Origin of the sequence: Mesorhizobium sp. M7A.F.Ca.US.006.01.1.1 (assembly GCF_003997935.1) — a bacterium.
Taxonomy (GTDB): domain Bacteria; phylum Pseudomonadota; class Alphaproteobacteria; order Rhizobiales; family Rhizobiaceae; genus Mesorhizobium.
This window is the reverse complement of record NZ_RZQL01000036.1, coordinates 1-23,589: the sequence shown is the minus strand read 5'-3', so window position 1 is coordinate 23,589 and position 23,589 is coordinate 1. Positions and strand designations below refer to the sequence as shown.

The window sequence follows — 23,589 nt, the reverse complement described above, 5'->3', positions numbered from 1 at the left end:
GATATAAGGCGAGCCGCCCGAGAACGTACTGCCATCGCCCGGATTGAACGAGATTTTCACCGGCGCCGGCGTGCTGGCCTTGATCCGTTGCGGCGGTGCAAAGGCGTAGCCACTTTCAGTCCCTATTGTGCTTGTCATCTGGATCGGAAGATCGGCCCGGAGTGAGCGAACGAGAAATCTGGCCTGCACGGGCTGGACCGCGGGCTGACTGCGGACCGGGTGGACCATGGGCCTGATAAGGACCGAACCGGTTTCAGTTGCGTCCATACCTTGACAACCTGCAACCATAGAGCTCAGCGCCACGGCCGCGGCAATAGATACGACATTTTTGCTTGAGCGAAATACGCTCGCGGAATTTCTCATCCTCTGTCCCCTGCTATCAAGTATAAGCCAAGGGCGCGTTGCGACATACTATACTTGGGCCGCTTTCACGCCGCATGAGTGACCACTCGCACATCATACGTTATATTAGATATCACTAATTATTAAATTTCATCAAAATCGTATGGCAGGCCATCGTCTTGTCGTCTGGCTGATGCAATTGAATGCGACTAGATGCTGAATGCGACCAGATGTGATCGGCGCGCCGACCGCGCCTGCCGAGCCGCTTAAGGCTTCACCATAAGCGATTCGCGGGTTCCGCGACAGGCGCACGGCAAGAACAGCCAGGCCACTATCTCAGCGCGGCTGGAAGCATGACCTACTTCTTGGCATCGACCAGCTTGCGGGTCTCTTCGAACTGCGCGCCCTTGGTGTCGCCTGCTTCGAATTTCTTGTATTCGTCGGAAGGATCCTCGGGAGATCGCTTGAAACCGTACCATTCCCCGTCCGGATCCTTGCGCTGCTCGATGTTCCGGCCCTGAATGCGATGGCTGTAGCAGGTGCGGTGCGGCTCGCCGGTGTAGCTCTTCGATCGCCAGGCGAGCTCCATGCACATCTTGCCGTCCTTGGTCACCAGCCATCTGCCCTCCGCGACGGTTGCCGTGTCCTGCCCGGACGTCCAGGCCCTGAGGTGTCGATCGTCCCGCGCGAAATAAGCTGCTCCGTCCTTCCATATCCATGTGCGGCCGGCATACAGAAGCTGTAGTTCGTAAGCAGTCGGAACAGCGGCGGTACCGGCTTCCGCGGTGTTTTTGTCTTTGGCGGCGGCCGCTTGCGCCGTTCCCGAAACAGCCACCTGGCCGCAGAGAGCCAGGAGCAGCACAAGTTGCTTGAAACTTGCACATGGACGAGGCCCCTTGCGATGCCGACGGCCGACATCAAGCGGCAGCGATCTGATCAAAGCTGTCGGCATAGTTGGCACTCGCATGTTTATTTAGTCCAAGGCGGCTGCGTCAGCACTTTGACGGCCACGCGAACCATTTAACAGTCGTGAGAACGGCGGTGTCAACCGCCGCAAAGCATGCGGGCAACAACTATTCGCGACAGCGCATTGTCCATCAAGACGGCAACACCGCGATTGCGCATCGGGCCTGTGGATCCGGACAGCCGGCCGACCTATAAATCAGCAGCCATCGATGAAACCGAGGCCGTTGTCGCGGGTTGGAAAGCAGGCCAAAGCCGGAGGTTCAGCGGCCGCCTGAAGTTGCACGGATGCGCGCTCGCATGCCAGCCAATGCGGTCGATCGGAAGGCTTGGGCCGCTACCAATGCCGTGGATTTTGAGATACAGCACGCCGCGGCCGACGGAATCCGATAGCGCAAGCCTGCGCAGGAATTGTTGAATTGTTGAAACGCGCTGCCTCAATAATCGTGAGCCTGGCCCTGCTGGCGTGGGTCGTCAGCGACTCGCGCTGGAAGATGGTTGGCGATGCTTTCGCGAGCATCACGCCCGGCGCTTTCGCGGCCGTGGCGCTTGCGCTGTTCGTCACCTACGTGCTGCGCGCACTGCGCGTCTGCGACGAGTTCCGCGACGAGGTGCATGGCCGTTTCGGTGCCTGCCTGCGGATCATTCTGATCCACAATGCAATGATCAACGTCGTACCCTTCCGCGGCGGCGAGACGGCCTTTCCCTTGCTCCTGCGCCAGGTCTTCGGCATACCGATCATGCGCGCCAGCGCCTCGCTGCTGTGGTTCAGGCTGCAGGATGCCTTCGTCGTCGGCGTGCTGGCCCTGGCGGTGTGGCCGGGCCTGCATCCGTCGATAAGGGTCGCTGGCGTGACCGCCTTGATCGCCGCCGCCTGGTATCTGCCGCGCTGGGCGCGTGCGCCGCATGACTGGGCAGGCCGCGGCAAGATCGTGGCGAAACTCGGCAGGCTGCGCGATGTCTTCACCGAAGCGACCGGCCGATCGCGCTATGGCTGGTGGTGGACGATCGCCAATTGGTCGCTGAAGCTCACTGTACAGGGATGGTTGCTGGCGATGCTGCTGGGAACATCCTTTTCGACCGCCTTTCCAGGCGTCGTCGGGGCCGAAGGCGCCGCCATACTGCCGGTGCAAGGCGTCGCCGGCTTCGGCACCTACGAGGCGGGTGCAGCGGCGGCGCTGCTCACCTCCGGCATTGCCATGAAGAGCGGCCTTCAGGCGGCGCTGGCACTGCATCTGTTCATCTTCTGCTCGGCAATCGCCACGGGTGCGATCGCCTGGCTGTTTCCCTCGAAATCGACACTGCCGGGGAACCCGGCCGTCGGCCCTGCAAGGAAACCATCCCTATGAGCATATTGCCCATCCCTGCTTCGGGACTGCCTGACGGCACGGTGATGCCGGAGCATACACTGTCCATCGTCGTGCCCATGTACAACGAGGCTGAAAACGTCGAACCGCTGCTGGCACGGATTCATCAGGCGATGGAACGCTACGGCCAGCCGTGGGAGGTCGTGCTGGTCGATGACGGCAGTACCGACGCGACGGTGAGCGAGATCAGGCGCCTGGCGGCGCATTACGGCCCGCATGTGCATGCGGTCGAGCTGGTGCGCAACTACAAGCAAACCGCCGCGATGCAGGCTGGCATCGACGCAGCGCGCGGCGACGTCATCGCCACCATCGACGGCGACCTGCAAAATGATCCCTACGACATTCCGCGTATGGTCTACCGCCTGCTGAGCGAGGATCTCGACCTGGTGGTGGGCTGGCGCAAGGATCGCCAGGAAGGATTTTTCATGCGCAGGCTCCCCTCGCGCATTGCCAACGCGCTGATCGCGCGGGTCACCGGGGTGCGCCTCAAGGACTATGGCTGCAGCCTCAAGGTCTATCGCGGCAACGTGATCCGCAGCGTCAAGCTCTATGGCGAGATGCACCGCTTCATCCCGGCATGGCTGGCCACGGTGACGACCCCCAGACGCATCGCGCAGGAAGTGGTGACGCACCATGCCCGCATCCACGGCCAGTCCAAATACGGCATTTCGCGTACCTTCAGGGTCGTGCTCGATCTGGTGTTCATGTATTTCTTCATGCGCTATCGCACACGGCCCGGGCACTTCTTCGGCGGCATCGGCATCGTGCTTGGCGCGCTGGGTTCGCTGATCCTTGCCTACCTGCTTTGCCTGAAGCTGCTTTTCGCCGAGGACATCGGAACACGCCCGATGCTGTTCACCGGCTTCTTCCTGCTCATCGCCGGGGTGCAGATGGTGACGTCGGGCGTGCTGGCTGAAATGTTGGCACGGGTCTATCACGAAGCGAATGGAGCATCGGCCTATGTCGCGCGGCCACAGCCGGCGCCCAGTGACAATGACGGCTGGCTCCGCCTGAGCCGGCCATCATGAGCTGATCGGGACTTCCTGAAGGTTCCCGCCCAACAGACCGATGGCGCCCGGAGGGCAAGAGGCAAGGCGCAACGCGCCAAACCTCTCGCCCTCGACGGCGCCCCCGGCGAAGACCAGGCGGCGGTCAAATCGGCCGCCACTTCAGGTCCGATGTTCCAGTCTAGTAACGCGAACGGCAGCTGGCGCGCTGGCCAAAGCCGCTCGGACCGCAAATCCAGGGCGAATGACCCAGGAACGGGCCGCCATTGCCCGGGCTGTAGGAGACCTTCACCGTTGCCGGCCTGCCGACCCGCTGCGGCCGCACGAAGGCTGCATAGGCCTCCTGCCTGGTACGCGTTACCATGGTCGTCTGTGTGAGCGGCCTGCGGTAAAGAACCTTCTTTCCGGCGCGATCGAGCTTCCTGACGTGCTGGACCTTCTTGCCAAAACCTTGATCAACGATCCGTCCGTTGATTGAGCTGGTCTTGGTCGTGTCCATCGTCTGGCAGCCTGACACCATCGAGGCCAATGCGATTGCAGCAACAGCATAGGCATATTTTCTGCCGGTCAGATTGTCCATAAACTTTCTCATCGTCTGCTCCCTGCCCTGTAATGTAACGTGATTGAAAGCAAAGATATACTTCGAATCCGTCGCTTCTAATCGCTCGTGGGTGGCCGTTTTCCATTCACATCGTCCCGTCATATTAGAAGAGACTTATTAAAATTCGTGCAAACGTCATAATGAACGCAGCCTTTCACTCTTCGCTCGAATTTGAAGGAAATTCGGTTGTCGGATCGGCTGGCAGACGGAGCCTTGCCAAACGGCACATCGGCATACGCGACCCACTCGCGCCTGCGGCAAACAGAAGCCGGTGCTCCGGCTGTCAGGGATGTTGCGACGTATAAAACGCTCAGCGCCGCAACCGGCGCCGGCAGGGCCGACTGCCCCAGGCTCTCTCCAGCCGACAAAAAGGGCTAGCGATCCTTATCGCCGGAAGTGGCTGGATGCGGCGGCCCGCTTCAGGGTGCCGATGCCGCTATATGCACCCCTCGACAAATGGACCGCTGACCCACAGCGAGCCGCTGTTGAACATGCTGGTCCCGCTGTCATCGATGAACCCTACAGTCTTGTTGTCGACATGCAGCTTGCTCTTCGGCACCACTCGGCCGTCTATCTTGATATTCTTGACGAACAGGTTGCGATCGCCAGCCTTGCCCTGTCCCGCCCAGAGGTCGTTGGCATAGCGGAGTTCGATTTTCCGCGGATTGGGCACGCCGCTTAGATTGAAGCGAAATGGTACGGTATGAGCGGACGCTGCCTTCAACTCCGCGACGATCGATTCTGCTGTGATCGCCGTGCTTTCCGTCCCCAGGACGTCCGCCTGTCCAACCGGCTTTCCGTCGACAAGCACGTCGAGCCGTGGGGAACCTTCGAAGCTGGTGCCGGCCGCGTCGATCTCGAGGCTGGCAATGCTGCAACGCGCCGCGTCTTTCGCCGCAACAGCGACCATATTGGCAACGCGGCGCTTCTGCGACTGTACCCATCCGGCGATCGGCTGCAGGATGGCGGTGCGATCGCCGGTGCCGGCCTTGATGAGGTTGACCTTTTCCGTAGGATCCGTCTTGAGGTCATACGCCTCGATGCTGCCGGTGGTCGCGTTGAAGATGACCTTTCGATCATCTTCTCGGTAGCCGAATTGGAAACCGCTCCAGGGAATGAAGAAGAATGTCTTGTTCGGCCGCTGCTCGCTGAACAAGCTGTGACCCTGCCAGGATTTTGGAAGCGGAAGGCCGAGTATATCGAGGATGGTCGGGGCTATGTCGATAATGCCACCGATAGAATGTGCGACGGCATCATGAAAAAGCTGCTTGTTGATCATGATAAGCGGGATATGGATATTTTCTTCGTAGAGAGCACTGGCATGGACGTAGTTCCCATGCTCTCCAAACGCTTCGCCGTGGTCGCCGAGTATGACCACAAGCGTCGAATCGAGTTTGCCGGACTGCTTGAGTGAATCGAGGATCTGTCCCAGCGCCTGGTCACCGACCTTCAGCGCGTTGAGATAGGCGTTGAACTTCTCGTCATCTGAATAGTGAACTTTCGAGCCATCAGAGAGGTGGGGGGTCTCTTTCATCGCCGTAAACAGCGGGCTGTCGATGAGATAGGGGTAGTGGGTCATCGCCGTAAACATCACCGCGAAGAAGGGATTTTCGGCATCCTCATTCACCCAGTTGATTACAGACTGAGCCGTACAGAGATCGCTGTTGTAGTCGAAATTCTTCCATTCCTTGGAGCTGAGCTTGAATGTGGGAATATCGCATTTCTGCCCGCGGTAGTCCTGAATGACATCAAGCCCCTTGTTGAGCAGAAACTCATCAACGCGCTGGAACCGTGAATCCGCACTCCAGAAAAATCCGGTGCGAAAGCCGCTTGCGGTCAGAGTGTTGGAGATTGAACTCAGCGGCAGATCCGGATGGCTCGCGGTCATCCCATAGTAGGATATGTCATTGTACATCGAGCTGAACAGCGAAAATATCGAATAGTTTGTAGAGGGAGTATGCGCATATATATTGTCGAAGCGTATCGAGTCATTTGAGTAATTCTTTATGTTTGGTGTAACAGGATACTTTCCACCAAACGTCTCGACGTATCGGGATGGCACCGATTCCATCATGAAAACCAGCACGTTCTTTATCGGATTTGGTGATTGCACCTTGAAGCTGGACGTCTCCGCCGGACGTTCCCCAACGCTGGCGACGTCAACGTCCACCCCGACATTCGCGGCGAAAACGAGGGGGGTCGGACTGAACAGGGCCGATTCGACAAAGTACACGATAGGGTTCGCAACCTTTGCCTCTGGCAGGGCCGCCGCCCGAACATGGTATCCGGTGCCAACCAGTCCAGCACCGACGCAAAGGACAAGCGCCCCCAGCAATACCGCTCGAGCAGTTCCCGCCAGCCGCAGACACAGCCCTGCCGTCGCGTAGCCCAAGAGCAGCGCCAGAACTATGGACAACGACGAGAATGCGAAATCCCTTGGGTTGAGCGCGTCACCTATGGCGTTCTTGGCGTCGGCATTCTGCAGGAAGTCGCCATAGACCAACCACTGGAAAGTGAACGGCTCGCTCAGCATTTTGACGAGATTGATGTTGGCAAACCCCCAACATAGCGAAATCAGGATGGCGAGATAGAAAGTGATGACCACGACGACGCCGAAGAGGCGGTTGGCCTTTGCCAGGAAAAGCAGGAGCAGGGCTGCTGCCGTCAGCGACGAAATGAAAATAAGATCGTGGTAGCTTGACACTATTCCGCTGGGGACGGAGGCCAAGCGACCCTGGAGCGTCGATTGGGGATCGATGATGAAGCCTCGGTAGACACCCAGAAGCACCCAGGAGAAAAACCCGGTGCAAGCGATCAGCAGGCCTGCGCGCAGGAAGCGCTTGGAACTTTGTGAACCGGGCTGTGTCTTCAATTCCATCTGACCGTTCCGTGCATAACCGCGAGGACAACCGAAAGAGCAAAGGGCGTGATGCTACGTTGCAATCTGAAAGCCGATGCCATTTTTCCGAATGCCAGGTTCACTCGCCCGGCGAACCGGCCGATCTCGAATTAGCCACCGCTTCCACCCCTGCGGTCGAGAAGTTGTCATGGCAATCCCTGAGTTGGCGGGCCGCCAGGCTCTTCCAGACTATCTGACGCTTGCCCGATCCCAGGCGGGGTCAAGATGGAATGTGCGGGTTCCGCTCCCGCCACGCCCGGCTCCGGAAACCGGGTAGGCCACGCTGACGATGCGCACACTGCCTGCTCCCTGCTGGAGCCCGTATATGCCTTCCAGGCCGCGGTCATAAAACGCAGCGCCCGGGACGAAGAGCGCAACGCCCGCGAGCGAGGCCTGCAAGGCGAGTTTCGCGACGTTGCGCCGCAACGAAATTCTGTTCTCCGACAGGTGCCTGGTGATGATTACGACCACAAGCAGCCCGTAGACGAACGCATTGAAGGCAGCGAACCAGTAGAAGCCGGTGGCATCCGACGCGCGGTCCACCAGAAGGACCGGCAGCGAAGCTCCGATTGCAAGTGTCACATACGGAACGATGACGCGGGCAGGCAGCAGATTTTTCGGGCCACTGCCCTTGGGGGTAACGCGAAAATCCACGAACGACTTGGTCACATAATCACGGATCGACGACAGCGTGCCCGCCAGCACCCACGGCCAACGCGCGAAGAATGAGAACAACATTCCCTCCCAACTGATCGTCTTGGCGGTGAGCGGGCGCGACAGGCCGAAGGCCTTCAGCAACATCACCAGCATAATCAGGGAAATAGAGTTCGGCGCATAGTATAAAAGGAAATCGACATACGTCACATTGGCAAAGCTCTTCCCCGTCAGAAGCGCGTACATAGGCATGACGTACATGACAAGCGAAAAAACGGCGAACAGCGGATACCAGAGCTGGCGAAACAGGAACTGGAATTTCAGCCGTGGCGATAGCTTGGAAAGATATACGGGCGAGTATTCGAGCATGATCGTCATCAGGCTCCGCGACCACTGGAACTCCTGCGTGACAAGATCGGCAAAGGTTTGCGGGCCGTCGCCATGGGCAATGGCGTCTATGGCATGCACACCACGCCAACCAGCCGCAATGAACAGCATGGACGTCGAGTGATCTTCGGCCAGTTCCGGGCCAAGGCCGCCGACCTGCTTGAGCGCTGCGGTTCTCACGGCATAGTGCGAGCCGATGCAGAGTGGCGTTCCGTCGCCCGTATGGCCGGACTGCAAGGGTCCGTGGAACATCCCTTCCGGGAACAGCCGGCCGCGTGCCGACCAGCTTTCAGCGGCATTGTTGTCGCATATGCTCGGCGCCGATACATAGCCAACCGCCGGGTCGGCAAAGGCCAGCAGGATTTCCCTGAGATAGGTTGGGGTCGGGACGTGGTCCGCATCCATCTGAGCGACGAAGTGGTAGCGCTCATAACCATAGTGGTCGTAGAAGAACGCTAGATTTCCCTCTTTGCAGCGTGTCCGGCGGGGCCACACCTGGCGGTGATAATCTTCCCGCCCGCGCCGCGTCGAAATCATGACGTTGTGGGCATCGCACCAGGCAATCGTTTCCTCGGACGGGTCCTCGTCGGCCAGCCAGGTATCATGCGGACAGTCCTGCGCCAGCATCGCTTCGAGGGTTCGCGCAACCACGGAAAACGGCTCTGACGGAGCCTTGGTCACCACCATCGCGACACGCGAATGCTTCGGGATCGTGTGAAGCCTGGACGGCTTTTTCATCGCATGCACGTTCAAGAGAAAATACATCGGCATGAACGTCAGCCATACGAGCGTCAGTGTCGCCAGCATGTATGGAATGACGTGCTCGATATGCCCGGGCTGCAGCCACCAGAACCAGAAAAATCCGAACGTTACCGACCAGCAGGCAAGTCCCAGCCTCCAGATCCACTGCTGGGTGGCCGACAGCACCGGCACCAGGAAAGGAGGCTTCTCCGCCGCATTGCCCGCAGCCGCCCCACGCCCTCGTTTCGGCATGGTCTTGCCGCTGATGATCCCCACGTCCGCGGAAACACTCATACCCGTACCGCCGCCACCCGAGCGTCAGCCGAACGACGGCTGACGAGCCTTGAAAACCCGCCCTTAGAATCCACCTGGGTGCTTTAGAGTCAACTAAATTAAGTGTTGGTTAACTATAGTTCTTGCGAATTGGTTAACCTAAGACCTTGAATCGCGATGGCAAATTCCGTCGATCCTTCCGCCGACCAGTCCGGGGATAGCGAGGGGATAGCGAGCCGGCAAATTTTCAGCGTTGGAGAATTCGCCGAGGGGACCAAAAAGCTGTCCGGATGGGAACCGGCTCGAGCGGCGTTAACCATGTTGCGTGCATCAGGGTTAAGCAATCATTAATTATACTTGACTCTTGGCTCGGACCGGCTCTTAAATTAGCTAGGGATGATATATCGGGATATAGACGCGAATTTGTGAGTATCGCGGCGAACTCCTCTCTACGGCACCTCTGTGTTGGCGCCTTGAGAGTTAATCTTTGGGGTTTCGTACGAAGGTCCGTACAATCGCCAATGATCGCTCCGAAATCCCGCAGATTCCGCCAATAGAGCCGATGGCCTTTTGGGTAGTCGTGTCGATCAAGCATCGATGCGCACGGGCGAAGCCTTAACTTCCGCGAGAAGTCGAGGCCATGGGAGAATCTATGATGACACACTCCGCAGCAAAGACACTTGCAATCGCGCTGGTATTGGGCGGGAGCGCCGCCTTCCCTACTGCAGGAGGGGCCGGCTCCGTAACAGCGACCGACCCTGTTCAGACGAGCAGTGCTGCGTCGGCGTTCGGTTCATATGATCCCTACGGGGACTTCAGCGCCGACAAGAGCGCCAGCATCGAAGAGCTGTTCCTGCCCTGGGAAGACGTCGATCTGTCGACACTGCCGCTTGCCGACGCTTATGCGCTGCAGCGCGGCCGCTCGCTTCTGATCACGGTTGAGCCGTGGACGTGGTCCAAGGACTGGCGCATCACCCCGCCCGAATTGCGTGACCGCATTTTGAGCGGCAAATATGACGCCAACATGCAGGCGATCTGCGACCTGGTGGGACAGATGAAGAGCCCGGTGACCATTCGCTGGGCGCAGGAAATGGAAGACAAGAACGGCCGCTTCACCTGGGCCAACTGGGCCCCCAAGGACTGGATCTCCGCTTACAAGCGCGAAGTCGACATCTGCCGCAAGGCTGCCCCCGCCGCCAAATACATGTGGTCACCCAAAGGCGAAGAGGGTCTGGAAAAATACTACCCCGGAGACGATTATGTCGACGTCATCGGCCTGTCGGTGTTCGGTCTGCAGAAAAAAGATGATGACGAGACCGGTCGTGACCGCACCTTCGCTGAGCTGCTGAAGCCCGGCTATGACCGCGTTGCCGTGTTCAACAAGCCGATCGTCGTTGCGGAACTCGGCTATGTCGGAAAGCAGGACTATGTCTCGAAATGGCAGGACGACTCACGCAAATCCTATGCGGAGTTTCCAGCGCTGACTTCGGTCGTCTACTTCAACCAGAAGGAAGTGTGGCCGTGGCTGGGTGGCTATGGTCTGCCCGACTGGAGGGTGACCCAGCATGTCTTGCCCTAGAGCATGATGCTGAAAAGTGGGAAGCAATTTTCGGGCAAACGGGACACCGTTTGTCCAGGCATCATTCTCCATCTCTTTGAGTGGCGGATTCAGATTTCAGGATACCTGAAATCATCCGGTTCCAAGCGTTCTCATAAACTGGGCGTGGCGTAACAGTAGGGGTAGGGGTTGTGAAACGAGTACTGGGCAATTGTATCGGAACGGCACTTGCCTGTTCCATTGGTCTGTTTGCTTTCCAGCTTCCCGCAACGGCCAAGACGGCGACGAAAATCGCCGAACAGGCCATGCGGGCAGAGGTGGTGCCGGACGAAGGCATCTACCAGATGTACCAGAACCGCTCGTGGCTTTGGGGTCGGGAGGGTGCTGGATACTTTGCCGTCCAGCGCCGTCAGTTCAGTGCCTGGACCTCGGACAAGGCGCGCAAGCTGGGCTACGGTGACGGCATCTGGTTCATTCCCGGAGGAGGCAAGCTGTGCTTCCGCGCAAAATGGCACGGAGCCGGCGGCGACTCCAGCGCTCTTTCCTGTTTCGAACATCGCCAGGCAGGCAGGATTCTCTACCAGCGCCGGGTTCCGGATGGCGAATGGTACGTCTTCAGGAGTTCGCACCGCAACCTTGCGGACGCGTTCATGAAATTGAAACACGGCGACTACGTCAGCCGCAAACAGAGCCGGATCAAGGCAAAGCTGTAGAGACTTTCATCTGCGACAGGTCACTGGTCCAAAAGCGGGTCGACTGAACGGTCAGGCGACCTGCCTCAGTCTCGTTCAGGCGACCTGCCTTAAGCCTTGCGCTCCCAGCGGCGATCTGGCGTCTGTTGCCAGTAGGTGACGGCGTGGCCAGCGCTCTTCATCACCTTCCAGTGCCCTCGCGCCGCCTCGAGCTGGGCGGCATCGTGGCCATCGAACAGGAACACCGCGCGCTCGTAGCCGCCCAGGTCAGGCGGCACCGCGCCGTCGACCAGGAACCTTATCTTGGCGTCGTTGGGATTGCTGTCGCCGGTGGTCAACAGTATCGGCTGTTCGCCGGGATGAGCCTCACGGTCGGTTGCGTGCGCCAGGAACGAATCGTCGCGGAAAGTCCAAAGATGCTGGTCGAGCGCATCGCGGCGTTCCTCGGTGCCTGTCTGCACCACGGCGCGCCAGCCACGGTCGATGCTGCGCTCCAGGAGGCCTGGCAGCGCATCTTCCAGCGTCGATTCGGTCAGGTGGTAGAACAGGACGTCGGCCATCGCTTAAGCCTATAGTGATTGAACCCCTTCACTGCTCATAATTGTCGCGCACCAGCCGGTCGAGCAGCCTGACGCCGAAACCGGAACCCCAGGACTGGTTGATCTCGTTCGACGGCGCCCCCATCGCCGTGCCGGCAATGTCGAGATGAGCCCAGGGCGTGTCCTTGACGAAGCGCTGCAGAAACTGCGCCGCGATGGTGGCGCCGCCAAAACGGCCGCCGATGTTCTTCATGTCGGCGTTCTTGGAATCGATCAGCTTGTCGTATTCGGCGCCGAGCGGCATGCGCCACAGCCGCTCCTGCGTCGCCTGCCCCGCCGCCGCCAACTTTTCGGCCAGTTCGTCATTGTTGGAAAACAGGCCGGCATAATGTTGGCCGAGCGCCACCATGATGGCGCCGGTCAGCGTCGCCAGATTGACCATGAATTTCGGCTGGAAGCGGTCGTTGCAGTACCACAACGCATCGGCCAGCACGAGGCGGCCCTCGGCGTCGGTATTGAGCACCTCGATGGTCTGGCCCGACATCGAAGTGACGATATCCCCGGGACGCTGGGCATGACCGTCGACGGCATTTTCGACCAGTCCGATGATACCGACGACATTGGCTTTCGCCTTGCGGGCCGCCAGCGCATGCATCAGGCCGGTAACGGCGGCGGCGCCGCCCATGTCGCCCTTCATATCCTCCATGCCCGAGGCCGGCTTTATGGAATTGCCGCCAGTGTCGAAAGTGACGCCCTTGCCGACGAAGGCGATCGGGCTGTCCTTCGGCTTGCCGCCGTTCCACTGCATGATCGCCATGCGGGCGCCGCGCGGCGAGCCTTGTGCGACACCGAGCAGCGAGCCCATGCCGAGCTTCTTCATTTCCTTCTCAGCCAATATCTCGACCTTGACGCCTAGCGCCTCGAGTTCCTTGGCGCGGGCCGCAAACTCGACCGGCCCAAGCACGTTTGCCGGTTCGTTGACGAGGTCGCGCGCCAGAAGGACGCCGTCGAGCACCGCCTCGGCATCGGCGAAGGCCTTCTTCGCAGCGGCCGGATCGGCGGTGTGGATGGTCACCTTGACCGGCTTCTTCGGCTCCGCCTTGCCGTCGTCCTTGTCCTTCCTGGTCTTGTACTTGTCGAAGGAATAGCTGCGCAGGAGAATGCCCGCGGCAAGACTTGCCGCGTCCTTCGCGCTCGGCGAGGCGCCGACCACATCGAGGATTACCGCGACCTCGGTCGCCTTGCGCAGCGACGCGGCAACGGTGCCGCCAAGCTTCAACCACGCATATTCGTCCAGTCCCGATACCTTGCCGGCGCCTATCGCCACCAGTCTGTCGAGCGACGCTCCCTGCGGCGCCAGAACTTCCACCGTGCTGGCGAACTTGCCCGTGAACTCAGCCACGGGAAAGGCCCGCTCCAGTGTCTTGCCGGGATCGCCGGCCTTGGCGACGTCGCTCAGGCCGCCCTCATCCGCCGCGAGCACGAAGACCGTGCCTTTCTTGTTTACCGCGTTCACCGCGCTCTGGGACCCGGAAAATTTGGCGAAGGCGATCGACGGTCTTTGATTCATCATGTCCTGCTTTCAGGGAATGCGCGACTTTTGGGGAAGCGGTTCGAAACGATGCGCGACATTTGGTCGTTTTCCGGCATTTGGCAAGACTTTGCCGAATTGGCATCCCATATGACCTATGGAATCGATGACGATTCGTCGCGGCACGGCCCCGCTTTTTGCCGCAACATGTTGTTAACCATCGATGTTCGCCCTTTCTTATCCATTCCCGCCGACACTCCGCCCAGCCGGGGGGCGTGATGTGGGACAGAACCCGGATAGACCATCTGATGAGCCAGTTGTGCAGGCGCTGCCGGACAGCTACCTTGTTCGGTGGCATGATGCCGTTCGAAAAAATCGAGAAAAGCCTTCATGAAGGTCGTTGAACGCTACATCATGCGCCGCGCTTTCGTGGTCTTCATGGCCGCTCTTGTGTGGACGCTGGCGATCGTATGGACGACGCAGGTGCTGGCAAAGATCGATCTGGTGACCGACAGTGGCCAGTCGGCGCTGACCTTCTTCGAAGTTGCCGCCCTCATCCTTCCGTCCATCATCCCGATCGTGGTGCCTTTTGCGCTGGTGGTGGCGGTCGCACAGACACTCAGTGTCATGAATTCGGATTCCGAACTCGCCGTCGTCAACGCCGCGGGGGCCTCGCGCTGGACGATCGTGCGGCCGATCATGTTGCTGGCGCTCGCCGCCGCCGTTTTTTCCTTTGCCGTAGACAACGGCATCGACCCTTACGCACGGCAGAAGAACCGGGCCCTGGTGGCGTCGTCGCGCGCGGATCTGTTGTCGCTGATCATCCAGGAAGGCACCTTCCGCAAGATTGACGACGGCTTGTTCCTGCAGGTCGGCGAGCGCCTTCCCAACAATCGGCTGGGCGGCATTTTCGTCGCCGATTCGCGCGAAGAGGGCGTCAACCTCGTCTACTACGCCAAGACCGGCAGCATCGTCGAACGCGGCGGTGAAAAGGTGCTGATGATGAATGACGGCGTCATCCATCGCAAAACGCTGACCGGCGATCTCTCCGTCATCCGCTTCACCTCCTATGCCTTCGACATGTCGGCCTTCATGGCGGCGGCTTCGGCGGTGACGCTCCTGCCCAAGGACCAGACGACGCAGTACCTGCTCAACCCGGGCGCCAACGACAAGTATTATCAGCAGAACCCCTACGAATACCGGGCCGAGGTCAACCAGCGGTTCTCGGAATGGACCTATTCCATGGTTTTCGCGCTGATCGCGCTTGCGGTCGCCGGGGATGCGCGCTCGCACCGCGAGGCGCGCGTCAATCCGCTGATCACGGCGATCACGATATCGCTGTTCGTGCGCTGGCTGGGCTTTTTTGCCGCCAGCAAGGCGGATGAGGTCCCGCAATATGCGTATATGGTCTATGGTGTGCCGATCGTGGCTTCCGCGGTGGCGATCTGGTTCATCGTCTCCAACCGGACACTGGAACTGCCCGTGACCTGGGCGGACTGGATGACAAACTTCGCCTCGCGCATCGCTGACAGCTGGAATGCTTTCAAATTGCGTTTGTCCAGGCGCGGCGCATCAGGGCAAGGGGTCGGCTGATGGGCTGGACACTGGGCCGCTACTTCTTCTTCCGCTATGTGACGATCACCATCTGGTTCTTCATCGGCCTCCTGGCGCTGGTGTTTTTGATCGATTTCACCGAGCTGTCCGGCCGCACCACCGGCCTGCCCGGCTTCACCTACGGCACGGCGGTAGCCATTTCAGGCCTTCGTATGCCGATGATCATGCTGCAGACGGTGCCGTTCGTCGGTCTCTTCTCGGCGATGGCGACGCTGGTGTCGCTGAACCGGCGCTACGAACTGGTCATCGCGCGTTCCGCCGGTGTTTCCGCCTGGCAGTTCCTCTTGCCCTGCTGTATCGGAGCCTTGCTGTTCGGCGTCCTGTCGGTTGGCGTCATCAATCCGCTCGCCGCGCACGCATTCTCCTGGTCCGAGCAGATCGAAACCCAGCTGCGCTCCGGCAAATCGAATACGGTCTCGGCCGATGCCGCGCCCTGGATCCGGCAGAAAACCAGTTCGGGGGACACCATCATCGGTGCGCGGGCCATCCTGAACCAGGGCCTGGAAATGGCCGATGTCGTGTTTTTCATTCTCGATCCGCAAGGCAACATCGTCGAGCGCAAGGACGCCGCCCGTGCCTTCCTGCGCGACGGCTATTGGGAATTGCAGGACGTCAAGACGTTCCAGAACGGCACGATCCAGGCATCGGCAACCGATCGCGTACCGACCAATCTGAAGCCCGAATTCGTGCAAGAGCGGCTGGCGCGCCCCGAAACCATCCCCTTCTACGACCTGCCCGGAAAGATCGAGGTTGCCCGCTCCTTCGGCCTCAAGGCAAATGCCTTTGCCATGCAGTTTGATTCGCTCGTGGCGTTGCCGTTCCTTCTCGTCGCCATGACGCTGATCGCGGCAACGGTTTCAATGCGATTTGCTAGGATGGGACAGTCGGCGACGATGATTCTGGGTGGCATCATCGCTGGCTTTCTGCTTTATGTCGTTTCGGTGCTGGTGAAGGCATTCGGCGTGGCGGGATTCGTGCCGACTGTCGTAGCCGCCTGGGTGCCGGTCATGGTGGCTATGTTCTTCGGGGTGACTTTCCTGCTATACAAGGAAGACGGCTAGTGAGGGAGGCGTTTTTGCCCAGCAACAGGCAGGCCGGTTTGGCGCGCCTCTATGCGGCGACCGCCTTGGCGTGCGTGCTTGCCTACGCCGTTCCGGCACCGGCGCTTGCGCAGGACGTCGGCGACATGGCGACTTCGGTTCCGGCCGGCTCGCAGATGCTGCTGGCCGCCGATACGCTGGTCTACAACAACGACAACCAGACGGTGACCGCCGTCGGTGGCGTGCAAATCGACTATGGTGGCAATCGCCTTGTCGCCCAGCGGGTCGAGTACAACCGCAACACCAAGCGGATGGTTGCGAGCGGCAACGTCGAAGTCATCAACAGCGACGGCACCAAGATCAATTCGCAGCATATCGATATCACCGATGACTTCGCCGACGGCTTCGTCAACGCGTTGCGGGTCGAGACCATCGACAAGGCCTATTTCGCCGCCGAAAGCGCCGAACGCATGGGCGGCGTGCTGACCACCTTCCACAATGGCGTCTACACCGCCTGCGAGCCGTGCGAGGATAAGCCGGACAAAGCGCCGACCTGGCGCGTCAAGGCCAAGAAGATCATCTGGAACGGCGAGAAGAAGACGGTTCGTTTCGAGAATGCGAATTTCGAGTTCTTCGGTTTTCCGCTTGCCTATCTGCCTGCATTCGAAATTGCCGACCCGACAGTGAAGCGCAAGAGCGGCTTCCTGATCCCGAGCATCATCTACAAGAGCGATCTCGGCGTCGGCGTGAAAGTCCCCTATTATCTCGCATTGGCGCCGACCTACGACCTGACCGTCACCGGCACCGGCTATACCAGACAGGGTTTCCTCGGTGAGGCCGAGTGGCGTCAGCGCTTCAACAATGGCGAGTACAGCTTGAAGATCGCCGGGATACACCAGCAGAATCCCGACGCCTTCCTCGACACCACTGCCTTCCCCTCCAGCTCTGGCCACAACGTCAATTCGGGCAGCGCCGGCGATCCCAACAAATTCCGCGGCATGATGGGTACCCAGGGGCAGTTCGCCATCAACTCACGCTGGAACTTCGGCTGGGACGTGCTGCTGCAGACCGACAAGAACTTCTCGAACACCTACGGCATCGACAAGTACAATAGCAGCGTCCACCAGTCGTCGGTCTACTTGACGGGCCTCAACGGCCGCAACTATTTCGACGTGCGCGCCATGCATTTCGATGTGCAGGAAGATACGCCTGACGACAACGCCTCTGCGCGAAGCGGACAACAGCCCTGGGTGCTGCCGTCGCTCGACTACGCCTATATTCCTGATGCGTCGGTGGCCGGCGGCCAGCTGTCGCTCAACGTCAACGCGCGTGTCATCCGCCGCGACGAACTCGATGACACTTTCTCCACCCCCATACAGCGTGTCCCTGGTGTCGAAGGCGAATCGGGCCGTCTCACCGCCGAGGCCGAGTGGAAGCGGAGCTTCGTCACCGATGGCGGGCTGGTGCTGACACCATTGCTCGCGCTGCAGGGCGACGTCGACTATCTCAACGCGTCGTCGGCTTCGCTAATCGCCGTCAACCAGATGGCGACAAATTTGGGCGAGCAGGACGATATGCGCTCGTCATTTGCTCGTTACATGGCAACCGCAGGCCTCGAGATGCGTTGGCCGGTGCTGTTTTCCATGGCCAGCGGGTCCAGCCATGTCATCGAACCGATGGCACAGGTCTTCATGCGTCCGAACGAGCAATATGTCGGCGGCCTCTCAGTGCCCAACGAAGACGCCCAAAGCATGGTCTTTGATGCGACCACCTTGTTCGAACGCGACAAGTTCTCCGGTTACGACCGCGTCGAAGGCGGTTCGCGCGCCAATGTCGGCTTCCGCTATTCCGGCTCGTACAACAATGGCTGGGGCACCAATGCCATCTTCGGCCAATCCTACCAGATTGGCGGCGAGAACTCGTTCGCTGCGCCGGATCTGGTCAATGTCGGCGCAAACTCCGGCCTCGACACGGCCAAGTCCGATTATGTCGGCCTGTTCGGCATCAACAGCCCCAACGGCTTCGCGGCCTCGGTCAGCGGCCGTTTCGACGAACAGAGCTTCGAGATCCGCCGCGCCGAGGTGAAGGCCGCCTATTCCGGCCTGCCTGTGTCGCTGAGCGCCAAATACGCCTTCATCCAGGCCCAGCCGCTGTACGGCTTCACCACCGACCGCCACGAGGTCACGCTTGGTGCATCCACGCATCTCGCCGAAAACTGGCGCGTCTTCGGCACAGGAACCTACGACCTGCAGCAAAGCCTGCTGGTCAAGGACGGCGTCGGTTTCGCCTACAACGATTCCTGCTTCACTTATTTGATGACCTACTCGCAGTCGCGCGATCTGAACACCAGGGAGGTGTCGCAGACCATCGGCTTCAATCTGTCGTTCCGCACCCTCGGCGATTTCGGCTCGTCGACCAGTGCCATCGACACGATCCAGTAACAATCGGCGACATCGTTTCGCCGCATAGGGCTGGCACGGGTTTCGCGCACCTGGAAAGATGAAATTGGGCGGGACCGGGATAGAATTGGGATGCCAACGATGAGGAAATACCTCTTTTCAGCAGGTTTCGCGTTGCTCGTGGCGGCGACGTCCGTGTCGGTCACCGTAATGACGCCGCCGGCGTTCGCCAGCGAGATCAAATACGTCGTCAACGACATTCCGGTCACCACCGGCGACATCGCCCATCGCGCCGCCTTCCTGAAGCTGCAGCGCAAGAAGGGCGATGCCGGCCAGGAAATGATCGACCAGACGCTGCGTATGGCCGAGGCCAAGCGGCTTGGTATCCGCATCGGCGACGCGCAGGTCGATGCTGCGTATCAGCGCTTTGCCTCGAGCAACAAGATGCAGCTCAGCCAGCTCGACGGCGTCATGGAGAAGTCAGGCGTCACCAAGAGCCACTTCAAGGAATTCATCCGCGCCCAGATGGCCTGGAACCAGGCCTTGAGCGCGCGCTACCGTTCCGGCGACGGCACCGGTGCCGTCAGCGAACAGGATCTCGTGAGGAAGATGCTCGAAAAGGGCGGCGCCAAACCGAGCGCCACCGAATACATGCTGCAGCAGGTCATCTTCGTGGTGCCGGCGGCTGAACGCAGCGCGACGCTGGGCAAACGCAAGCGCGAGGCCGACGCCATGCGCGCCCGCTTCAACGGCTGCAACACGACGCGCGAATTCGCCAAGGGCCTGATTGACGTCACCGTTCGCGATCTGGGCCGGGTGCTGGCGCCGCAACTGCCGCCGGACTGGGCCGAGCAGATCAAGGCTACCAAAGTCGGCGGTGCCACCGTCACGCGCGAAACCGAACGCGGCGTCGAATTCATCGGCATCTGCTCGTCGCGCGAAGTCTCCGACGACAAGGTTGCCCAGATGGCGTTCCAGGCCGAAGGCTCCGGCGACAAGGATGCCGACGCGCTCAGCAAGAAATATGTCGACGAGCTGAAGGCGAAAGCCCGCATCGTCAAACGTTGACGTGGGCAACGCAGTGACTGCGCTCGCGTTGAGCGCCGGCGATCCGTCCGGCATTGGGCCGGAGATCGCCATCGCCGCCTTTATGGCGCGCGAAGCTGCCGCCCTGCCCCCCTTCTACCTGCTCGCCGATCCCGCGCTGATCGCTTCCCGGGCGCGCCTGCTCGGCATCTCGCTGCCGATCGTCGAAGCCACACCGGCACAAGCGGCGCAGGTCTTTGCGCGCGCCTTGCCGATCGTTCCGCTGGCCACCGGCTGCATCGACAGTCCCGGTCGGCCGGATCCGGCCAATGCGGCCGCCACCATCGAGGCAATCGACCGCGCCGTCGCCGATTGCCTTGCCGGCGAAGCCTCGGCCGTGGTCACCTGCCCCATCGCCAAGAAGCCGCTCTACGATGCCGGCTTTCGCTTCCCCGGCCACACCGAGTATCTGGCGCATCTGGCGGCCCGGCACAGCGGCGTCGAGGCGATGCCGGTGATGATGCTGGCAGGACCCGACCTGCGCACCGTTCCCGTCACCATCCACATCGCGCTGGCCGAGGTGCCGAAGGCACTGACCACCGAACTGATCGTCGCCACCGCGCGCATCACCGCTGCCGACCTTACCGGCCGCTTCGGCATCGCCAGGCCACGGCTGGCGATTGCCGGGCTCAATCCACACGCCGGTGAAGGCGGCGCCATGGGCCTCGAGGACGAGCGGATCGTGCGCCCGGCGGTCGACATCCTGCGTGCCGAAGGCATCGACGCTTTCGGCCCTTTGCCGGCCGACACGTTGTTCCATATCCGGGCGCGGGCGGGTTACGACGCGGCCCTTTGCATGTATCACGACCAGGCGCTGATCCCGGCCAAGGCGCTGGCTTTCGACGAGGCGGTCAATGTCACGCTCGGCCTGCCCTTCATCCGCACCTCACCCGACCACGGCACCGCCTTCGACATCGCCGGCAAGGGCGTGGCGCGGCCCGACAGCTTGATGGCGGCGCTGAAGCTTGCCCGGCGGCTGGCCGACACGAACACGAAGGCAGTTGCCGCATGAGATCTCGGGCATGAGCATCGACGGGCTGCCGCCGCTGCGCGAGGTGATCGAGCGTCATGGGCTACAGGCAAAGAAGGCGCTCGGCCAGAATTTCCTGCTCGACCTCAACCTCACCGGCAAGATCGCCCGCACCGCCGGCGACTTGTCCGATGCAACAGTCATCGAGGTCGGCCCTGGTCCCGGCGGGCTGACCCGCGCCTTGCTTGCCAACGGGGCGCGTCACGTCATCGCCATAGAACGTGACGAACGTTGCTTGGCTGCTCTTGCCGAAGTGTCCGACCACTATCCCGGCCGGCTGGAGGTTGTTTCCGGCGATGCGCTGAAGACGGATTTCACAGGCCTTGCCAGTCGAGCGACCGGCAATGGCGGCCCGGTCAAGATCGTGGCCAACCTGCCCTACAACATCGGCACGGAGCTGCTGGTGCGCTGGTTGACGGTCAGCGACTGGCCGCCTTTCTACACCTCGATGACCTTGATGTTCCAGCGCGAGGTGGCCGAGCGCATCGTCGCTCCCGCCGGCAGCGACAGCTATGGCCGGCTGGGGGTTCTTGCCGGCTGGCGGACAGAGGCGAGGATCGCCTTCGACGTACCGCCACAGGCATTCACGCCGCCGCCAAAGGTCACGTCCTCGGTGGTGCATCTGGTGCCGCGCCTGGTCCCCCTGCCCGCCGAGGTGAAGAAACTCGGCCGCGTCACCGAAGCCGCCTTCGGCCAACGTCGCAAGATGCTGCGGCAAAGCGTGAAAAGCCTCGGCGGCGAGGCCCTGCTCGAACGCGCCGGCATCGATCCAACACGCCGCGCCGAGACGCTCAGCGTCGAGGAATTCGTGCGGCTGACCAACGCGGTATGAGGAGCGACATGCAGGAACTTGGGGTGGTGCCTCGACTTTTCCCACTTGTTGTGGCGGGGCAAAAGACGTCCACCATACGCTGGCGCGAAACGACAATCGTGCCCGGTTACATGCGCTATGTCTGCGATGGTGAAGCCACGTCGACAGCCATCGTGTGGGTCACGCGCTGTACGGAGATGCCGTTGTCGGAAGCTGCCGCCTTTGTCGGGCGGGAAAGCGAATGGCCAAAGGATGTCATGCTGGCGGGGATGCGAGAGCACTATCCTGAGATCGAATGGACCGACATCGTGCAGATCGTCGAACATCTGACGCCGGCCGATAGCATGCGTCTATCCAACTACCCAGCTGTCACACCGTAGCGGCTTCAGCCCGTCTTCTCGTCCAGCAGTCCCGAGACGAAATCGAACAGGCCTGGCCGACGGTCGCGTCTTAGCCGCTCGGCGACGACGATGCCGCGCACTTCGGCGAAGGCGCGGTCGAGGTCGTCATTGACGATGACGAAATCATATTCCTTCCAGTGCTCGATCTCGTTGCGGGCGTTTTTCAACCGCGTTTCGATCACCGCTTCCTGGTCTTCGGCGCGGCGCTTCAGCCGTGCCTTCAACTCCTTCATCGACGGCGGCAGGATGAAGATCGAGACGATGTCGGCGCGCATCTTCTCCTTGAGCTGCTGGGCACCTTGCCAGTCGATGTCGAACAGCATGTCGCGTCCCTCAGACAGGGCCAGTTCGGCAGGTTCGCGCGGTGTCGCATAGCAATTGCCATGCACCTCGGCCCACTCCAGCAGCGCGTCGGAATCACGAAGCCGCTCGAATTCGCGCATCGTCCGGAAATGATAGTGAACGCCTTCGATCTCGCTTCCGCGGCGCGGCCTGGTGGTGACCGAGACCGACAGTTCGAGGCTGGAATCGCTTTCCAGAAGATTGCGCGCGATCGTCGACTTGCCGGCGCCGGATGGCGACGACAGGACGAGCATCAGGCCCCGGCGGCGAATGCGGGACCCCAAATCCTTGGCAACCATCGGCTACTCCAGATTCTGGATCTGTTCACGAAACTGGTCGACCACCGCCTTCAGGTCCAGCCCGATCGAGGTGATGGCGGCGGCATTCGACTTGGAACACAGCGTATTCGATTCGCGGTTAAATTCCTGCGCCAGAAAATCGAGCTTGCGACCGACCGCGCCGCCGCCCACCAGCAGTGCCCGGCCGGATGCGACATGCGTTTTCAGCCGGTCGATCTCTTCGCGAATATCGGCCTTCGTGGCCAGGAACGCCGCCTCCATGTGCAGTCGGGTGGCATCCAGATTGGCGGAAGCGTCCATCAGCAGCCTGACCTGCTCGGCGATGCGTTCGCGGATCACCGCGGTTTCGCGGGATGGATCCACTTCTGCCCGCAGCGTCAGCGCCTCGATTGTGTCGATATGACCCGACAGAAGCAAAGCCAGCGCAGCCCCTTCGCCCTGCCGTGCCTGTTCGAGCCCGTTCAAGGCCACTTCGAGCGCGGCCATGATCGCGGCATCGAGCGCGGCCCTCGCCTCATCGGTTTCGACAGTTTCGGGAATGTCGAGCACGCCGCGCAGCGAAAGCAATCCATCTGACGTCGCCGCAGCAACGCCGAATTGCTCCTGCAGCCGTTTGGCGAGCCCAGCCAGGTCCTTCAGGAAGGCTTCGTTAACGACCGGCTGCGCCTGCGCGCCGACGGCGCGGCCGATGGTCAGCGTCGCCTGAAAATTGCCGCGTGCAAAACGCTTCTGAAGTATCTGCCGGACAGTAGGTTCCAACCGCTCGAAGCCTTGCGGCAGCCGCAGCCGTACTTCGACGCTCTTGCCGTTGACGGACTTGACCTCCCAGGCGATCGAGGTGCCTTCGTGCTCGGCGACGGCACGCGCAAAACCGGTCATGCTCTGCAAATTCATATCGCCCACACGTCCCTGGCACATCGCCCTGAACCGGCTTTCCGGACAGGAGCAAGTGCGGCTTGAAAAAAGACTGCGCCGCAGGCGCGTCGAAATCGGCGCGCGGCGCTCTTCCAAAG

Annotated in this window: 19 protein-coding genes; 11 read left to right on the top strand and 8 right to left on the bottom strand. The window is 60.8% G+C overall.

Features of this window, described 5'->3' with window-relative positions; genetic code table 11:
• Window positions 1-700: 700 nt before the first annotated feature.
• A complete protein-coding gene (locus EN943_RS09265; RefSeq protein ID WP_127412348.1) occupies window positions 701-1,204 on the bottom strand; it encodes a DUF995 domain-containing protein in 504 nt (167 codons plus the stop codon).
• Window positions 1,205-1,724: 520 nt separating this feature from the next.
• Between EN943_RS09265 and EN943_RS09260 the strand changes: the two genes are divergently transcribed.
• Window positions 1,725-2,654, top strand: coding sequence for a lysylphosphatidylglycerol synthase domain-containing protein (locus EN943_RS09260; RefSeq protein ID WP_245475664.1), 930 nt, complete (start codon window positions 1,725-1,727; stop codon window positions 2,652-2,654).
• A 44-nt stretch (window positions 2,655-2,698) separates the two neighbouring features.
• Window positions 2,699-3,700 carry a glycosyltransferase family 2 protein gene (locus EN943_RS09255; protein ID WP_245475666.1) on the top strand — a complete coding sequence of 334 codons (1,002 nt, stop codon included), beginning with the start codon at window positions 2,699-2,701 and terminating at the stop codon, window positions 3,698-3,700.
• A gap of 160 nt (window positions 3,701-3,860) precedes the next feature.
• On the opposite strand, the gene EN943_RS09250 is transcribed toward EN943_RS09255, so the two are convergent.
• The 3 genes from EN943_RS09250 to EN943_RS09240 form a co-directional block, all read right to left on the bottom strand.
• Window positions 3,861-4,271 (bottom strand): hypothetical protein, encoded by a 411-nt coding sequence (locus EN943_RS09250; RefSeq protein ID WP_127412346.1) that lies wholly within the window; start codon window positions 4,269-4,271, stop codon window positions 3,861-3,863.
• 445 nt (window positions 4,272-4,716) lie between these two features.
• Entirely contained in the window at window positions 4,717-7,158 is a 2,442-nt protein-coding gene (locus EN943_RS09245; RefSeq protein WP_127412345.1) for a sulfatase-like hydrolase/transferase, read from the bottom strand.
• Between the two features lie 210 nt (window positions 7,159-7,368).
• On the bottom strand, window positions 7,369-9,255 hold the full coding sequence (locus tag EN943_RS09240) for a cellulose synthase catalytic subunit (RefSeq protein ID WP_127412344.1): 1,887 nt from the start codon (window positions 9,253-9,255) through the stop codon (window positions 7,369-7,371).
• 634 nt (window positions 9,256-9,889) lie between these two features.
• On the opposite strand from EN943_RS09240, the gene EN943_RS09235 reads away from it, so the two are divergent.
• Both EN943_RS09235 and EN943_RS09230 read left to right on the top strand, forming a co-directional pair.
• Window positions 9,890-10,813 (top strand): glycoside hydrolase family 26 protein, encoded by a 924-nt coding sequence (locus EN943_RS09235; RefSeq protein WP_127412343.1) that lies wholly within the window; start codon window positions 9,890-9,892, stop codon window positions 10,811-10,813.
• A 170-nt stretch (window positions 10,814-10,983) separates the two neighbouring features.
• Window positions 10,984-11,505 carry a DUF995 domain-containing protein gene (locus EN943_RS09230; RefSeq protein ID WP_127412342.1) on the top strand — a complete coding sequence of 174 codons (522 nt, stop codon included), beginning with the start codon at window positions 10,984-10,986 and terminating at the stop codon, window positions 11,503-11,505.
• 89 nt (window positions 11,506-11,594) lie between these two features.
• Here EN943_RS09230 and EN943_RS09225 read toward each other — a convergent pair whose 3' ends face one another.
• Window positions 11,595-12,044 (bottom strand): DNA polymerase III subunit chi, encoded by a 450-nt coding sequence (locus tag EN943_RS09225; RefSeq protein ID WP_127412341.1) that lies wholly within the window; start codon window positions 12,042-12,044, stop codon window positions 11,595-11,597.
• Window positions 12,045-12,072: 28 nt separating this feature from the next.
• A complete protein-coding gene (locus EN943_RS09220) occupies window positions 12,073-13,593 on the bottom strand; it encodes a leucyl aminopeptidase (RefSeq protein ID WP_127412361.1) in 1,521 nt (506 codons plus the stop codon).
• Window positions 13,594-13,944: 351 nt separating this feature from the next.
• Here EN943_RS09220 and lptF point away from each other — a divergent pair, with 351 nt between their 5' ends.
• The 7 genes from lptF to EN943_RS09185 all read left to right on the top strand — a co-directional run bounded on the left by lptF (window position 13,945) and on the right by EN943_RS09185 (window position 21,914).
• A complete protein-coding gene (gene lptF, locus EN943_RS09215; RefSeq protein ID WP_127412340.1) occupies window positions 13,945-15,147 on the top strand; it encodes an LPS export ABC transporter permease LptF in 1,203 nt (400 codons plus the stop codon).
• On the top strand, window positions 15,144-16,229 hold the full coding sequence (lptG, locus tag EN943_RS09210) for an LPS export ABC transporter permease LptG (protein WP_174299091.1): 1,086 nt from the start codon (window positions 15,144-15,146) through the stop codon (window positions 16,227-16,229). Before lptF ends, lptG begins: the two co-directional genes overlap by 4 nt.
• Window positions 16,229-18,649 (top strand): LPS-assembly protein LptD, encoded by a 2,421-nt coding sequence (locus EN943_RS09205; RefSeq protein WP_164778128.1) that lies wholly within the window; start codon window positions 16,229-16,231, stop codon window positions 18,647-18,649. The genes lptG and EN943_RS09205 overlap by 1 nt, the downstream gene beginning before the upstream one ends.
• Window positions 18,650-18,739: 90 nt before the next feature.
• Window positions 18,740-19,675, top strand: a complete 936-nt coding sequence (locus EN943_RS09200) for a peptidylprolyl isomerase (RefSeq protein WP_164778127.1) — start codon at window positions 18,740-18,742, stop codon at window positions 19,673-19,675.
• Between the two features lies 1 nt (window position 19,676).
• Window positions 19,677-20,705: a 4-hydroxythreonine-4-phosphate dehydrogenase PdxA gene (pdxA, locus tag EN943_RS09195; RefSeq protein ID WP_127412337.1), complete on the top strand. Its 1,029-nt coding sequence runs from the start codon at window positions 19,677-19,679 to the stop codon at window positions 20,703-20,705.
• A 10-nt stretch (window positions 20,706-20,715) separates the two neighbouring features.
• On the top strand, window positions 20,716-21,555 hold the full coding sequence (rsmA, locus tag EN943_RS09190) for a 16S rRNA (adenine(1518)-N(6)/adenine(1519)-N(6))-dimethyltransferase RsmA (RefSeq protein ID WP_127412336.1): 840 nt from the start codon (window positions 20,716-20,718) through the stop codon (window positions 21,553-21,555).
• Between the two features lie 8 nt (window positions 21,556-21,563).
• Window positions 21,564-21,914, top strand: coding sequence for an ASCH domain-containing protein (locus EN943_RS09185; protein ID WP_127412335.1), 351 nt, complete (start codon window positions 21,564-21,566; stop codon window positions 21,912-21,914).
• A 5-nt stretch (window positions 21,915-21,919) separates the two neighbouring features.
• Here the strand turns inward: EN943_RS09185 and gmk are convergent, their stop codons facing one another.
• On the bottom strand, window positions 21,920-22,576 hold the full coding sequence (gene gmk / locus EN943_RS09180; RefSeq protein WP_013532512.1) for a guanylate kinase: 657 nt from the start codon (window positions 22,574-22,576) through the stop codon (window positions 21,920-21,922).
• Between the two features lie 3 nt (window positions 22,577-22,579).
• Window positions 22,580-23,470 carry a YicC/YloC family endoribonuclease gene (locus EN943_RS09175; RefSeq protein ID WP_127412334.1) on the bottom strand — a complete coding sequence of 297 codons (891 nt, stop codon included), beginning with the start codon at window positions 23,468-23,470 and terminating at the stop codon, window positions 22,580-22,582.
• Window positions 23,471-23,589 lie beyond the last annotated feature (119 nt).

What these genes read in the sequence shown, in the direction of transcription:
- EN943_RS09240 (WP_127412344.1), bottom strand. Translation starts at nt 9,255, where the DNA reads ATGAGTGTTTCCGCGGACGTGGGGATCATCAGCGGCAAGACCATGCCG.
- EN943_RS09235 (WP_127412343.1), top strand. Translation starts at nt 9,890, where the DNA reads ATGACACACTCCGCAGCAAAGACACTTGCAATCGCGCTGGTATTGGGC.
- EN943_RS09185 (WP_127412335.1), top strand. Translation starts at nt 21,564, where the DNA reads ATGCAGGAACTTGGGGTGGTGCCTCGACTTTTCCCACTTGTTGTGGCG.
- EN943_RS09255 (WP_245475666.1), top strand. Translation starts at nt 2,699, where the DNA reads ATGCCGGAGCATACACTGTCCATCGTCGTGCCCATGTACAACGAGGCT.
- EN943_RS09200 (WP_164778127.1), top strand. Translation starts at nt 18,740, where the DNA reads ATGCCAACGATGAGGAAATACCTCTTTTCAGCAGGTTTCGCGTTGCTC.
- lptF (WP_127412340.1), top strand. Translation starts at nt 13,945, where the DNA reads ATGAAGGTCGTTGAACGCTACATCATGCGCCGCGCTTTCGTGGTCTTC.
- gmk (WP_013532512.1), bottom strand. Translation starts at nt 22,576, where the DNA reads ATGGTTGCCAAGGATTTGGGGTCCCGCATTCGCCGCCGGGGCCTGATG.
- EN943_RS09225 (WP_127412341.1), bottom strand. Translation starts at nt 12,044, where the DNA reads ATGGCCGACGTCCTGTTCTACCACCTGACCGAATCGACGCTGGAAGAT.
- EN943_RS09175 (WP_127412334.1), bottom strand. Translation starts at nt 23,470, where the DNA reads ATGAATTTGCAGAGCATGACCGGTTTTGCGCGTGCCGTCGCCGAGCAC.
- EN943_RS09250 (WP_127412346.1), bottom strand. Translation starts at nt 4,271, where the DNA reads ATGAGAAAGTTTATGGACAATCTGACCGGCAGAAAATATGCCTATGCT.
- rsmA (WP_127412336.1), top strand. Translation starts at nt 20,716, where the DNA reads ATGAGCATCGACGGGCTGCCGCCGCTGCGCGAGGTGATCGAGCGTCAT.
- EN943_RS09220 (WP_127412361.1), bottom strand. Translation starts at nt 13,593, where the DNA reads ATGAATCAAAGACCGTCGATCGCCTTCGCCAAATTTTCCGGGTCCCAG.
- EN943_RS09245 (WP_127412345.1), bottom strand. Translation starts at nt 7,158, where the DNA reads ATGGAATTGAAGACACAGCCCGGTTCACAAAGTTCCAAGCGCTTCCTG.